This is a genomic window from Microbacterium sp. (assembly GCF_035554235.1).
GTDB lineage: Bacteria > Actinomycetota > Actinomycetes > Actinomycetales > Microbacteriaceae > Microbacterium.
On record NZ_DATMIO010000169.1, the window covers coordinates 1 to 13345 of the forward strand.

13 protein-coding genes are annotated in these 13345 nt (G+C 69.4%); 8 read left to right on the plus strand and 5 right to left on the minus strand.

Translation table 11 applies throughout. From position 1 onward, the window contains the following. Positions 1-28: 28 nt before the first annotated feature. Positions 29-778 (minus strand): phosphoglyceromutase, encoded by a 750-nt coding sequence (locus tag VNT50_RS08545; RefSeq protein WP_325484688.1) that lies wholly within the window; start codon positions 776-778, stop codon positions 29-31. Positions 779-867: 89 nt separating this feature from the next. Here VNT50_RS08545 and VNT50_RS08550 point away from each other — a divergent pair, with 89 nt between their 5' ends. Then, the gene (locus VNT50_RS08550) at positions 868-1692 is read left to right on the plus strand and encodes a class I SAM-dependent methyltransferase (RefSeq protein WP_325484689.1); all 825 of its coding nucleotides are present in this window, start codon (positions 868-870) and stop codon (positions 1690-1692) included. 36 nt (positions 1693-1728) lie between these two features. On the opposite strand, the gene VNT50_RS08555 is transcribed toward VNT50_RS08550, so the two are convergent. The 4 genes from VNT50_RS08555 to VNT50_RS08570 form a co-directional block, all read right to left on the minus strand. Next, complete coding sequence (locus tag VNT50_RS08555; RefSeq protein ID WP_325484690.1) at positions 1729-2853, minus strand: FUSC family protein; 1125 nt, start codon at positions 2851-2853, stop codon at positions 1729-1731. Beyond that, positions 2850-3938, minus strand: coding sequence for a CAF17-like 4Fe-4S cluster assembly/insertion protein YgfZ (gene ygfZ / locus VNT50_RS08560; RefSeq protein WP_325484691.1), 1089 nt, complete (start codon positions 3936-3938; stop codon positions 2850-2852). The genes VNT50_RS08555 and ygfZ overlap by 4 nt, the downstream gene beginning before the upstream one ends. Before the next feature lie 7 nt (positions 3939-3945). Beyond that, positions 3946-4551: a heme-binding beta-barrel domain-containing protein gene (locus VNT50_RS08565; RefSeq protein WP_325484692.1), complete on the minus strand. Its 606-nt coding sequence runs from the start codon at positions 4549-4551 to the stop codon at positions 3946-3948. Positions 4552-4685: 134 nt separating this feature from the next. Continuing rightward, positions 4686-4976, minus strand: coding sequence for a hypothetical protein (locus tag VNT50_RS08570; protein WP_325484693.1), 291 nt, complete (start codon positions 4974-4976; stop codon positions 4686-4688). A gap of 111 nt (positions 4977-5087) precedes the next feature. Here VNT50_RS08570 and VNT50_RS08575 point away from each other — a divergent pair, with 111 nt between their 5' ends. From VNT50_RS08575 to pstB, 7 genes are all read left to right on the plus strand, one after another. Continuing rightward, a complete protein-coding gene (locus VNT50_RS08575; RefSeq protein ID WP_325484694.1) occupies positions 5088-5777 on the plus strand; it encodes a response regulator transcription factor in 690 nt (229 codons plus the stop codon). A gap of 88 nt (positions 5778-5865) precedes the next feature. Continuing rightward, positions 5866-8031, plus strand: a complete 2166-nt coding sequence (locus tag VNT50_RS08580; RefSeq protein ID WP_325484695.1) for an RNA degradosome polyphosphate kinase — start codon at positions 5866-5868, stop codon at positions 8029-8031. Next, positions 8028-8966 (plus strand): NUDIX hydrolase, encoded by a 939-nt coding sequence (locus VNT50_RS08585; protein WP_325484696.1) that lies wholly within the window; start codon positions 8028-8030, stop codon positions 8964-8966. The genes VNT50_RS08580 and VNT50_RS08585 overlap by 4 nt, the downstream gene beginning before the upstream one ends. 133 nt (positions 8967-9099) lie before the next feature. Further along, on the plus strand, positions 9100-10209 hold the full coding sequence (pstS, locus tag VNT50_RS08590) for a phosphate ABC transporter substrate-binding protein PstS (protein ID WP_325484697.1): 1110 nt from the start codon (positions 9100-9102) through the stop codon (positions 10207-10209). A 78-nt stretch (positions 10210-10287) separates the two neighbouring features. Next, complete coding sequence (gene pstC, locus VNT50_RS08595; protein ID WP_325484698.1) at positions 10288-11229, plus strand: phosphate ABC transporter permease subunit PstC; 942 nt, start codon at positions 10288-10290, stop codon at positions 11227-11229. Between the two features lies 1 nt (position 11230). Beyond that, complete coding sequence (gene pstA, locus VNT50_RS08600; RefSeq protein WP_325484699.1) at positions 11231-12340, plus strand: phosphate ABC transporter permease PstA; 1110 nt, start codon at positions 11231-11233, stop codon at positions 12338-12340. Between the two features lie 18 nt (positions 12341-12358). Further along, the gene (pstB, locus tag VNT50_RS08605) at positions 12359-13138 is read left to right on the plus strand and encodes a phosphate ABC transporter ATP-binding protein PstB (RefSeq protein WP_325484700.1); all 780 of its coding nucleotides are present in this window, start codon (positions 12359-12361) and stop codon (positions 13136-13138) included. Positions 13139-13345 lie beyond the last annotated feature (207 nt).

Below are 13345 nucleotides of genomic sequence, written 5' to 3' on the forward strand. Positions count from 1 at the left end.
TACTTCCCCGCCGCCCGGCCCTTTCTCGTCAGCCCTTGCCCTGGGCGGCCACGGCCGCCGCACCGGCCGCGGCCGCGGCCGGATCGAGGTACTCACCGCGGCCGAGCGGCACGAGGTTCTCGTCGAGCCTGTAGACGAGCGGGATGCCGGTCGGGATGTTCAGCTCCGAGATGTCGGCGTCGCTGATGCCCTCCAGGTGCTTCACGAGGCCGCGCAGCGAGTTGCCGTGTGCGGTGACGAGCACGACCTTGCCCTCGCGCAGGTCGGCCGCGATGTCGCTCTCCCAGTAGGGCAGCAGCCGGTCGATGACGAGCTTGAGCGATTCGGTGTGGGGAACCTCGCCGTCGATGCCGGTGTAGCGCGGGTCGCCGACCTGGCTGAACTCGTCGTCGGCCGGGAGGGGCGGAGGCGGCACGTCGAACGAGCGGCGCCACAGCATGAACTGCTCCTGGCCGAACTCTTCGAGGGTCTGCGCCTTGTCCTTGCCCTGCAGGGCCCCGTAGTGACGCTCGTTGAGGCGCCACGTGCGCTTCACCGGGATCCACAGCCGGTCCGCGGCATCGAGGGCGATGTCGGCGGTCTGGATGGCGCGGCTGAGCACGGATGTGTACAGGATGTCGGGGAGCAGGCCCGCCTCGGCGAGCAGTTCGCCGCCGCGCTCGGCCTCGGCCTTGCCCTGTTCCGTGAGCCGCACATCGACCCATCCCGTGAAGAGGTTGAGTTCATTCCATTCGCTCTGGCCGTGGCGGAGCAGGATCAGCGTGTGGGGCGCGGTCATGGGCCCATGATACCGAGGCTGCACGGCGCGCCTTCGCCCCCGATGCGCGGCCCGGCGGGCCGTGACGCCCGCCCTGGCAGGATGGGGGGATGCCGTCCGGCCCCTCCCCCACAGGTCGTCCGACCCGTGGCACGACGGGCACCAACCGGCTCCGCCGCGTGGATCGCTGGATCGCCCACCTCCCGGTGCTGCGCCGCGCGGCCGATCCGATCGTCATCGACCTGGGCTACGGCGCGAGCGGGGTGACGGTGCTCGAACTCCAGGCCCGGCTCGCACGCGCGCGTCCCGACGCCGAAGTGCGCGGCATCGAGATCGATCCCGCCCGGGTCGCGCGGGCGGAGGCGCAGCTGGCGGAGGTCCGTGCGGGCCGCACACCGTTCTCCCCCGACGCCCGCGTGTCCTTCGGACTCGGCGGGTTCGAAGCACCGCTCCCTCACGGGCGGAGGCCCGCCGTCATCCGGGCGATGAACGTGCTGCGTCAGTACGACGAGTCCGAGGTCGCCGCCGCATGGGCGCGCATGGCTGCGCGCCTCACGCCGGAGGGGATGCTCGTCGAGGGGACGTGCGACGAGATCGGCCGGGTCTCGGCGTGGGCCGGCATCGACGCCACGGGCGCGGCACGCACGCTCACCGTTTCGCTGCGGCTGGCGGGGCTCGAACGCCCCGGGATCGCCGCCGAGCGCCTGCCGAAGGCCCTCATCCACCACAACGTGCCCGGCGAGCGCGTGCATGCCTTCCTGCTCGCCCTCGACCGCGAGTGGGAGCGATCCGCGCCCCTGTCGGCCTTCGGCCCCGCGCAGCGCTGGATCGCGACGGTCGCGGCGATGCGCGCATCCGGGTGGTCGGTGATCGGCGGCCGCACGCGATGGCGGCTCGGGGAGATCACGGTGCCGTGGCACGAGGTGCGACCGTGACCCGCGCGCCCCGGCGCAGCATCCGATCGTCCCCGCTCAGATCCTCGGCACCGCCGCGCGCGCGTCGGCCTGTGGCATACCCGTCGCGACCAGCAGGTCGACGGCGAGCGGCCTCATCGCCGCGATGAGGTTCTGGTCGCCGAGGGAGGCCCCCGGCAGCAGTTCGCGCGGATCGAGGTGCGCCGCGACGGCGAGGAGGGTCTCGCGGGCGACCGGCTGAAGCGAGATGTCGTCGAGGGAGCGCCCGATGAGCTCGGCGCCCCGCGTGATCTCGCCGAGCACGTCGGCGGCGACCGGGCGCGCCACGCCGTCATCGCACAGGTAGACGACGCGGCGGGCCACGACCCGCAGGTTTCTCGTCGCGAAATCCATGCCCCCGAGAACGCGCGCGTGCCGGTTGAGCTCCCCGCGCTGGCGGCGCAGGAACGGCGAGATGCGGGCGATCGCGAGTCCCGATTCCAGCGATTCGCGCCAGGCGTCCACTCGTGGCTGCAGTGCTCGCGCCTTCTCGAGCCCGCGCTCGGCACGCAGTCTGTCGCCGCGGCGGAGCGCTTGGCCGAGCGCGGCGGCGGCGCTGCCGGTGTCGCGGAACACTGCGCGCGCGTCGCGCAATTCGACCGCCCGAAGACTGCGCGGGATCAGCGCCGTCACGAGCAGCGCGAAGACGCCGCCGACGATCCCGTCGATCAGCCGCGTGAAGGGCATGCCCGTCGTCATTGGAATGATCATCACGATCAGCGACTGGATCGCCGCCGCGATCGCGAAGCTCGCCTGCGGCGAGATGAATCGGGCGAAGACGAGCGTGAGGCCGAGCGCCACCGCGAGCTGCCACCAGCCCGAGCCCGTGACGAGCAGCAGCAGTTCGCTGACGAGGATGCCGAGCAGCATCCCCAGCACCGTCTCGAGCACCCGGCGCGGACGGGCGTCGCGCACGAGGCCGAGGCTCGACACCGTCACGGTCGCAGCGAGCAGCGGAACCGGATGACCGAGCACCGAGAGCGAGAACGCGTAGGCGCCCGCGGCCGCCACCACGATCTGCACGATCGCGATGCCCGACTCCCGCACGCGGCGGAGGCGACCGCCGGGATCGACGCGGGCGCGCCAGCCCGTGGGGATGGCCGCGGTGGCCGGGTAGGCACCCTCGCCGAATGCCTGACTCATCGCGCGGGAGCGCGGCGGTTCAGGCGAGGAAGGCGAGGGATGGATGCCGTGGCTCCGGCATCCGCGGGAACGATGACCTCCTGGCCCGCGGCGATGATCGCATCGCCCGCCCGGACCGTGAGCTCGACGTCGTCGGGGACGCGGCGCGTGATGATCGCGAGCGCGATCGGGCCGGCCTGGTAGTGCAGGGCCGACGAGGTCACGGTTCCGACGATGTCGTCGCCGTTTGCCACGGGCGCGCCGGGCTGGGGGAGGACGCTGTCGCTGCCGTCGAGGTGCAGCATCACGAGACGCCGCGGCGGGTGGCCGAGGTTGTGCACCTTCGCGACGGTCTCCTGGCCCCGGTAGCAGCCCTTCTCGAGGTGGACGGCGCTGCGCAGCCAGTCGACCTCGTGCGGCAGGGAGCGCTCATCGACCTCGTTCGCCCAGCGGGGGCGCCATGCGGCGATGCGGAGCGCCTCGGCGGCGAGCAGCCCGGCGGCGGCGGTGTCGCCCGCGGCCAGCTCGTCGCGTGCCTCGGCGGGCACGATCGCCTCGCACCAGGCGAAGTCCGCGCCCGGATGCGGGTCGATCGGCGCGTACTGCCAGCCCCCCGGGGACACGGCCGACCACGGGTCGGTCCAGATGGGCGCGCCGGGCGCGACGGCGAGGACGGCCGCGCGAGCGCCGGCGTCTCCGGCGAACGCGATGACCGCGGCATCCGTCTCATCGCGCACCTCGACGCGCGAGCGGAACACCATCCGGCGCAGCCAGCCGCCCAGCCCGTCCGCATCACCGGCGTCGACGATGAGCCACGTGGTCTCGCCGTCATCGACGACGGATGCCGCGTGCTCGACGCGGCCCTGCGGATCGAGGATCAGCAGTTCGGTGCCGCGGCCGGGCTCGAGGCTCGCGAGCGCCTGGGAGGCGATCGAGTCGAGCCAGGTCAGGCGATCGACGCCCGCGACGGCGATGACACGGCGGTCGGTGCGATCGACGATGGCCTGGCCCTCGGCAAGCTGCCGCTGCTCGCCGAGCGGGTTGCCGTAGTGCACGACGCCGGCGTCGCCGGAGACCGCTCCCGGTCGGTTCGTGAAGGCGCTCATCGGCTTCTCACTCCGCCCGCGCGAGCCTGGCGGACGCGTGCGACGAGAGCTCCTGGCCGAGGGCGGCGATGTCCCACGCCCACAGCAGATGACCCTCCACCAGCCCGTACATGCGTGTCGCCGCTGCGTAGTTCTTGGCTCCCGCGGGGCGCACGACGGCGTCGGTCGCGATGTCGATGCGCGGGCCCCGGGCCTGTCCGAGGTAGAGCTCGCTCACGCCGTCGGAGTGCACGATCGAGGCTTCGATGTCGAACCCGCCGTCGGAGTTGCGGAGCGCCTCCACGTCGTCGGCGGTGCGCGCCGCGGCGGATGCGGACGGAGGCAGGAGTCCCGGACCGGGATCGGCCTCGGCGGCCGGGCGTGCGAGGCGCCAGAAGCCCACCTCGGCGACGAGGGGCACGCGCGCGGCGTCATCCGCGACGGCGAGCCACGCGGTGGCCGAATAGTTCAGAAAGGGGCCGCCGTCGTGGCTGAAGCTCACTCGGTGTGCGAACTCACCCGCATAGTGCGTGTCGCCGACGTGGTAGTCGATCACTCCGGTTCCCTCCCAGACTCCGACCAGCCACGCGAGCGGTGCGAGATCGGCCGGGAGGTCGGTCGGCAGATCGAACACGACGCCGTCCGTCAGCGCTGGCCGCGGAAGAGGTTCACGAGCACAGCGCCCGACACGAAGGCGATCGCGAGGGAGGCGAGGGCGAGCAACCCGACGAAGAACAGTTCGAGCGCGACGAGATCCATACCCCTACTTTAGCCCTGAAAAAGAGCCGCGAGCCCGAAGCCCGCGGAGATGATCCCCATCACCAGCAGCGCCCCGAGCACGCTCCCCGCCACGCGGTCGATGAATCCCTTCGACCTGCCGGCGGTCAGCTGCACGACGAAGGCGAGGAGCAGGCACGCGCCGAGACCGATCGTCAGCCAGGCCGCGCGCCACTCGAGCGGCACGAAGACGCCGATCGCGATGGCCGTCAGTCCGCCCGCGATCCAGACCGCGATGACGCCGCCGAACAATCCGCGCGGCGCGAGCTCCGGAGTCGTCATCCCCTCATTCTGTCGCACGACCGCTGCCGCCGCACGCGGCGGCAGGAGCCGGGTTGTGCCACGCCCTATCATTGAACGCACGGCGCGGACTCCTCCGCCGAAAGGAATGCGTTGGCTCAGCTGCTCGTCTTGAGTTCCGCCCAGGGCGGCGGCCCCGTCCTGCCCTCCCTCGAGCTGCTCAGCCATCGCGTCCGCCAGATCCCCGCCGAGCCCGCACAGCTCGTGAACGCGCCGAGCGCGGACGTCATCTTCGTCGATGCGCGCGTAGATCTCGTCGGCGCCAAATCGCTCTGCAAGATCCTGAACACCACGGGATTGGACGCCCCCCTCCTCCTCGTCGTCACCGAGGGCGGATTGACCGCCGTGTCGACCGACTGGAACGTCGACGACGTGATCCTGTTCACGGCCGGGCCCGCCGAAGTCGATGCCCGCGTGCGCCTCGCGATCGGGCGGATGTCGCAGGAACAGGTCTCGACGCGCATCCAGACATCCGGCATAACGATCGACGAGTCCTCCTACTCCGCGAAGGTGCACGGAAAGCCGCTCGATCTGACCTACAAGGAGTTCCAGCTCCTGCACTTCTTCGCGACCCACCCCTCCCGCGTCTTCACCCGCGAGCAGCTGCTGAGCGAGGTCTGGGGCTATGACTACTTCGGCGGCACCCGCACGGTCGACGTTCACGTCCGGCGGCTGCGCGCGAAGCTCGGCGATCTCGAACAGCTCATCGGAACGGTCCGAAACGTCGGCTACCGGTTCAACGTCTACGAAGACGACACCGTGCCCAGCCCGGGCAAGGCCTGATCCCTCCCTCCCGCTCGCCCGCCTGAGCGAGCGAATGCGAGACCGACTCGTTCACACACGCGTCACGTGGCCCTGCAATGATGAAGCCATGATCGATCACGCGATCCTCGACGCCGGCCTGGGCGACTCCGATGATGACTTCGACGAGGCCTTCGAGGCCTTCGACGAGCAGCTGCCCGAGAACCGGTACCTCGACCGCGAGCTGAGCTGGCTCGCGTTCAACCAGCGCGTTCTCGAGCTCGCGGAGGACGACACCCTCCCCCTTCTCGAACGCGCGAACTTTCTGGCGATCTTCGCCAGCAACCTCGACGAGTTCTTCATGGTGCGAGTCGCCGGCCTCAAGCGGCGCATCGTGACGGGGCTCGCCGTGCCGACCAACGTCGGCCGACAGCCGGCGGAGGCGCTCGCCGACATCTCGGCCGCAGCGCACACGCTGCAGGTGCGCCACGCCGACGTGTGGACGCGCGAGGTGAAGCCGGCCCTCGAAGACCTCGGCATCCGCGTCATCACGTGGCGATCCCTCAGCGACGACGAGCGCGCCACCCTGTACGAGTACTTCCAGCAGCAGGTCTTCCCGGTGCTGATGCCGCTGGCCGTCGACCCTGCCCACCCGTTCCCGTACATCTCGGGGCTGAGCCTCAACCTCAGCGTCCGCATCCGCAACGCCAAGACCGGCCGCGAGGAGTTCGCGCGCGTCAAGGTGCCGCCGATGCTCCCCCGCTTCGTCCCGGTCCAGACCGAGGGCGACGAGAAGCACTACCTCCCCCTCGAGGACCTCATCTCCAACAACCTCGGCGACCTCTTCCCCGGCATGGAGGTGCTCGATCATCATGCGTTCCGCCTGACGCGAAACGAGGACGTCGTCATCGAGGAGGACGAGACCGAGAACCTCATCCAGGCCCTCGAGGCCGAACTGCTGCGTCGCCGGTTCGGGCCCCCGATCCGGCTCGAGATCACCGAGGACATGGACGATGTCACGCTCGGCCTGCTGATCCGGGAGCTCGACATCACCGAGCAGGAGGTCTACCGCCTCCCGGGGCCGCTCGATCTTCGCGGCCTCTTCGGTCTCGCCAAGCTCGACCGCCCCGAACTGCACTACACGCCCCGGGTGCCCACGACCGCGCTTGCGTTCCAGCCCGCCGAGCAGAACGGGCGCGCCGACATCTTCGCCGCCATCCGCAAAGAAGACGTGCTCGTGCACCACCCGTACGAGTCGTTCGCGACATCCGTCCAGGCCTTCCTCGAGCAGGCCGCCCGCGACCCGCACGTGCTCGCCATCAAGCAGACGCTCTATCGCACGAGCGGGGATTCGCCGATCGTCGAGGCCCTCATCGACGCCGCGGAGTCCGGCAAGCAGGTGCTCGCGCTGGTCGAGATCAAGGCGCGCTTCGACGAGCAGGCCAACATCTCGTGGGCCCGCAAGCTCGAGAAGGCGGGCGTGCACGTCGTCTACGGCCTGGTGGGCCTCAAGACCCACTGCAAGCTCGCGCTGGTGATCCGCGAAGAGAACGGGATGCTGCGCAGCTACAGCCACATCGGCACCGGCAACTACAACCCGAAGACGAGCCGTCTGTACGAGGACTTCGGGCTCTTCACCATCGACCCGCAGGTCGGCAAAGACCTCACCCGGCTGTTCAACGAGCTCAGCGGTTACGCGATCGAGAAGAAGTTCAAACGGCTGCTTGTCGCGCCACTGCACCTTCGCAAGGGCCTCCTGCGACTCATCGACAAGGAGCGCCGCAACGCCGTCGCCGGCCGGCCCTCCGGCATCCGCATCAAGGTCAACTCGATGGTCGACGAGCAGATCATCGACGCACTGTACCGGGCAAGCCAGGCGGGCGTTCCGGTCGACGTCTGGGTGCGCGGAATCTGCAGCCTCAAGGCGGGCGTCGAAGGCATGAGCGAGACGATCCGGGTGCGCAGCATCCTGGGCCGCTACCTCGAGCACTCCCGCATCTTCATGTTCGCGAACGACGATGACCCCCAGGTCTACATCGGCAGCGCCGACATGATGCACCGCAACCTCGACCGGCGCGTCGAGGCGCTTGTGCGCGTGACCGCCCCCGCCCATCTGTCCCAGCTCGAGGACCTCTTCGACCTGGCCATGGACGAGTCCACCGCGTCGTGGTGGCTGGGACCGGACGGCGTCTGGGTGCGCCACAGCGAGGCACCCGACGGCGCCCAGCTCGCAGACCTGCAGGAGCGCACGATGGCCCGCGTGGTTCGCCGACGCCGCACCCGAGTGGCCCGATGAACGAGACCGCGGTCTATGCCGCGGGTGCCGTGGTCTGGCGCCTCATCGAGGGCAAGCTCATGGTGCTCGTCATCCATCGCACGGCATACGCCGATGTGACGCTGCCCAAGGGCAAGGTCGATCCGGGCGAGACCCTCGCCGAGACCGCGGTGCGCGAGGTGTTCGAGGAGACCGGGATCCGTGTGCGTCTCGGCATCCCGGTCGGCGTCTCGCACTATCGGATGCCGAGCAAACGCCAGAAGATCGTGCACTACTGGGCGGCCGAAGCCGTCGACGACGCGATCCGCGCATCGGCCTTCGTGCCCAACAAGGAGATCGCCGCGCTGGAATGGGTGACCCCGAAGCGTGCGCTGACCTACCTCAGCTACCCGGTCGACATCGAGATCCTCGAGAACTTCCTGCGCTTCGTCGATGACGGCGTGCTGCACACGTTCCCCCTGATCGCGCTGCGGCACGGCAAGGCCGTCGGCCGCAGTGAGTGGAAGGGCCCGGACGCCTCCCGGCCGTTGACGTCACGCGGAGCCCGCCAGGCCGGGCTGATCGTCGGCCCGCTTCGTGCGTTCGGCGTGCGGAAGATCGTCTCGAGCACGGCAGTGCGGTGCGTCACGACCGTGACGCCGCTCGCAGTCGCGCTCGGGCGCAGCGTCGATCGCACCGATGCGATCGGTCAGGATGCCTGGGAGGAGGGCACCTCCGACGTGCGGACCGTCGTGGGCAAGCGGGTGCGCTCACGCAAGCCCGCGGTGCTGTGCAGCCACGGACCGGTGCTTCCCGACATCATCAACGAGATCGCGCTCGCCACGGGCACGCTGCGCGGGTCGTACCTCGGGAGCGCCGCCGCGCTCGAGACCGCGGCGTTCTCCGTGGTGCATCTGTCGGCGACCAACCCCGGCTCGGGCATCGTCGCCATCGAGACACACGAGCCAAGAGAGTAGCGCTTTCGCAACGGCCGGACGGGCCCAGTTCACCTGCTGTTCACCATGGCCGCCCAAGCTCTTAAGGATTCACTCCTACCGTCAGAGCGGGCCCTGCACCGGGCCTGTCCCTGACACCCGAAGGATTCACATAGTGAAGCTCTCTCGCATTGCCCGCATCGGCGCCATCGGCGCCGTGGCGGCCCTCGCCCTCACCGCCTGTGCCGCGAACGAAGGCAACCCCGGCGGCTCAGACCCCAGCGCCCCCAGCGGCCTCTCCGGCGAGATCGCCGGCGGTGGCTCGTCGGCGCAGGAGGTCGCTGTCCAGACCTGGACCGCCGGCTTCCAGACGGCCAACCCCGAAGCGACCATCACCTACGACCCGTCCGGCTCGGGCGCGGGTCGCGAGTCGTTCCAGGCCGGCGCCTTCCCGTTCGCGGGCTCTGACCGCGCATTCACCGCCGAGGAGATCGCGGCCGGCGGCTTCGAGGGCTGTGCCCCCGACACGGGCATCGTCGAGGTTCCCACCTACATCTCGCCCATCGCGGTCATCTTCAACCTGGAGGGCGTCGACGAGCTGAACCTCGACGCCGCCACGATCGCCGGCCTGTTCTCGGGCACCATCACCAACTGGAACGATCCCGCCATCGCCGCACTGAACGAGGGTGCGTCGCTTCCGGATCTCGCCGTGACCCCCGTCCACCGCCAGGACGACTCGGGCACGACCGAGAACTTCACCGACTACCTGTTCCAGGCCGCGCCCACCGTGTGGACGTCTGAGCCCGACGGCGTGTGGCCGCTGCAGACCGGCGAGGGCGCCAACGGCACCTCGGGTGTCGTCTCGGCCGTCGCAAGCGGCAACGGCACCATCGGCTACGCCGACGCGTCGCGTGCCGCCGAAGAAGGCCTCTCGACGGTCGCCGTGAAGGTCGGCGACGAGTTCGTGAGCTACTCGCCCGAGGCCGCAGCGGCCATCGTCGATGAGTCGCCCTTCGAAGAAGGCCGCACCGAGGGCGACCTCGCCATCGAACTCGACCGCACCAGCGAGGCCGCCGGGGTCTACCCGATCGTGCTCGTCAGCTACATGATCGCGTGCGAGGAGTACGCCGACCCCGCGTCGGCCGCGCTCGTCAAGGGCTTCCTCCAGTACGTCGCGAGCGCCGCGGGCCAGGAGGAGGCAGCAGCCGCCGCCGGCAGCGCGCCGATGTCCGAGGCTCTCACCGAGAAGGTCAACGCGGCGATCGACCTGATCGTCACCCAGTAGTACCTCGGTTCCCGGCCCCGTGCCTCAACGGCACGGGGCCGGGAACGACACCGAATCCTCGATCGAGAACAGGACGACATGACAACCACTACCGCTCCGGCCCTCAAGGCCAAGCAGCGGCCAGGAGATCGCTGGTTCTCGGGCACAGCGCTGTTCGCAGGATCCATGATCCTCGTGACCCTCGCGGCTGTCGCGATCTTCCTCATCGTCCAGTCGATTCCCGGTCTGACCGCAACCAGCGAGACGGCATCCCTGCTGCCGGGCAACTTCTGGGAGTACGTCTGGCCACTCGCCTTCGGCACCGTGTGGGCCTCGTTCCTGGCACTCCTGATGGCCGTGCCCCTCTCCGTGTCTGTCGCCCTCTTCATCTCGCACTACGCGCCGCGGCGGCTCGCGCAGAGCCTCGGCTACATCGTCGACCTGCTCGCGGCTGTGCCCTCGGTCGTCTTCGGCCTCTGGGGCATCATGGTCCTCGCGCCCGCCGTTCAGCCCGTGTTCGAGTGGCTCACCGTGAATGCGGGCTGGTTCCCGCTCTTCGGCGGTACGGTCTCGGCCACGGGGCGCACGATCTTCACGGCCGCCATCGTTCTGGCCGTCATGGTCACCCCCATCATCACGGCGATCTGCCGGGAGATCTTCCTGCAGACGCCGGTCCTTCACGAAGAGGCCGCCCTCGCCCTCGGCGCCACGCGCTGGGAGATGGTGCGGATGGCCGTCTTCCCGTTCGGTCGCAGCGGCATCGTGTCAGCCTCGATGCTCGGACTCGGGCGGGCCCTGGGCGAAACGATGGCCGTGGCGATGGTGCTCTCGGCCACGGGGATCGTGAGCTTCCAGCTCTTCACCTCCGAGAACCCCAGCACGATCCCGGCCAACATCGCTCTGACCTTCCCCGAGGCGTACGGCCTCAACATCAACGTGCTGATCGCGACCGGCCTGATCCTGTTCGTGGTCACCTTCGCGGTCAATGCCGTGGCGCGATGGATCGTCAACCGCCGCAAGGAATTCTCGGGAGCAAACTGACATGACTGTGATCACCGCTCCCCCCTCCGCGCAGAAGCCCGGGCCCGACGCGCCACCGTCGCTGCGGCTCACCAACGGCCACCTCCCCGCATGGGCACCGTGGGCGATCCTCGGCGGCAGCGTAGCGATCAGCCTCGTCGTCTTCGGCATCGCCGCGTTGGCAGGCGGATCCGGCATCAACATCGCGGGCACCGCGGTCGTCGCCGCACTCCTCTTCCTCGTTCTGATCTTCGTCATCTCGACGGTCGTGGAGGGACGCCGGAAGGGCGTCGACCGCTTGGTCACCGGCGTGGTCTCGGCCGCCTTCCTTCTCGCCATGGTGCCGCTCGTGTCGGTCGCGTGGACCGTCATCGTCAACGGCGTCGCGGGCCTGTCCGGGGAGTTCCTGACGAGCTCGATGCGGAACGTCGTCGGAGAGGGCGGCGGTGCGCTGCACGCGATCATCGGCACCCTGCTGATCACGCTCGCCGCCGCCATCATCTCGATACCGATCGGACTGTTCACGGCGATCTACCTCGTCGAGTACGGCCAGGACCGCAGGCTCGCGCGTTCGATCACCTTCCTGGTCGACGTCATGACCGGCATCCCCTCGATCGTCGCCGGACTGTTCGCCTACGCCGTCTTCGCGATCTTCTTCGGTCCCGGCATCCGTCTGGGCATCATGGGCTCGATCGCGCTGGCCGTGCTGATGATCCCGGTCGTCGTCCGCTCCAGCGAGGAGATGCTCCGGCTGGTGCCGAACGAGCTGCGCGAGGCCGCGTACGCGCTCGGCGTGCCGAAGTGGCTCACCATCGTCAAGGTGGTGCTCCCCACCTCGATCGCCGGAATCACCACCGGTGTCATGCTCTCGATCTCGCGTGTGATCGGCGAGACCGCCCCGCTCCTCCTCACGGCCGGGGTGACGGCATCCATGAACTATGACCTGTTCTCCGGCCGCATGATGACGCTGCCCGTCTTCGCGTACTCCCAGTACATGAACCAGGGCATCCCCGCGCAGGCGTACATCGACCGCGCGTGGGCCGCCGCGCTGGTCCTCATCATCATCGTCATGGTTCTCAACCTCGTCGCGCGTCTCGTCGCGAAGGTGTTCGCCCCTAAGACCGGCCGCTGAGTCGGCAGAAGGAAACTCGTGTCCAAGAGCATCGAAGTCAACGACCTCAACGTCTACTACAGCGAGTTCCTCGCCGTAGAGGGCGTCTCCCTCCAGATCGAACCACGCAGCGTCACCGCGTTCATCGGCCCGTCCGGCTGCGGCAAGTCGACCTTCCTCCGCACCCTCAACCGCATGCACGAGGTCATCCCGGGCGCGCACGTCCAGGGCGAGGTGCTGCTCGACGGGAGCGACCTGTACGGTCCCGGTGTCGATCCGGTGCTCGTGCGCCGCCAGGTGGGCATGGTGTTCCAGCGCCCCAACCCGTTCCCGACGATGTCGATCAGGGAGAACGTGCTGGCCGGCGTGAAGCTCAACAACAGCCGCATCTCGAAGTCCGACGCCGACGCCCTCGTGGAGAAGTCGCTGCAGGGCGCCAACCTCTGGAACGAGGTCAAGGATCGCCTCGACCGCCCCGGTTCCGGCCTCTCGGGTGGGCAGCAGCAGCGCCTCTGCATCGCCCGCGCGATCGCGGTGTCGCCCCAGGTGCTCCTCATGGACGAGCCGTGCTCGGCCCTCGACCCGATCTCGACGTACGCCATCGAGGAGCTCATCGGGGAGCTGAAGCAGGAGTACACCATCGTGATCGTGACGCACAACATGCAGCAGGCGTCGCGGGTCAGCGACAAGACCGCGTTCTTCAACATCGCGGGCACCGGCAAGCCCGGCAAGCTCATCGAGTACAACGAGACCAAGTCGATCTTCACGACTCCGACCGTGCAGGCGACCGAGGATTACGTCTCGGGCCGATTCGGGTAGATCGCGCGCTTCGCTCGGCGTGCACAACGGCGGATGCCGGGCGGGCGCGTCTCGTTCGGCGAGCACAACGGCGGATGCTGGGCGGGCGCGTCTCGCTCGGCGAGCACAACGGCGGATGCCGGGGCCGACACGCCGCTGCGCGGTACCCGATCCCGGGGTGTCGCCCCGGATCCCCGCCGTTGTGCACGGGCATTCATTGCGGCGCCC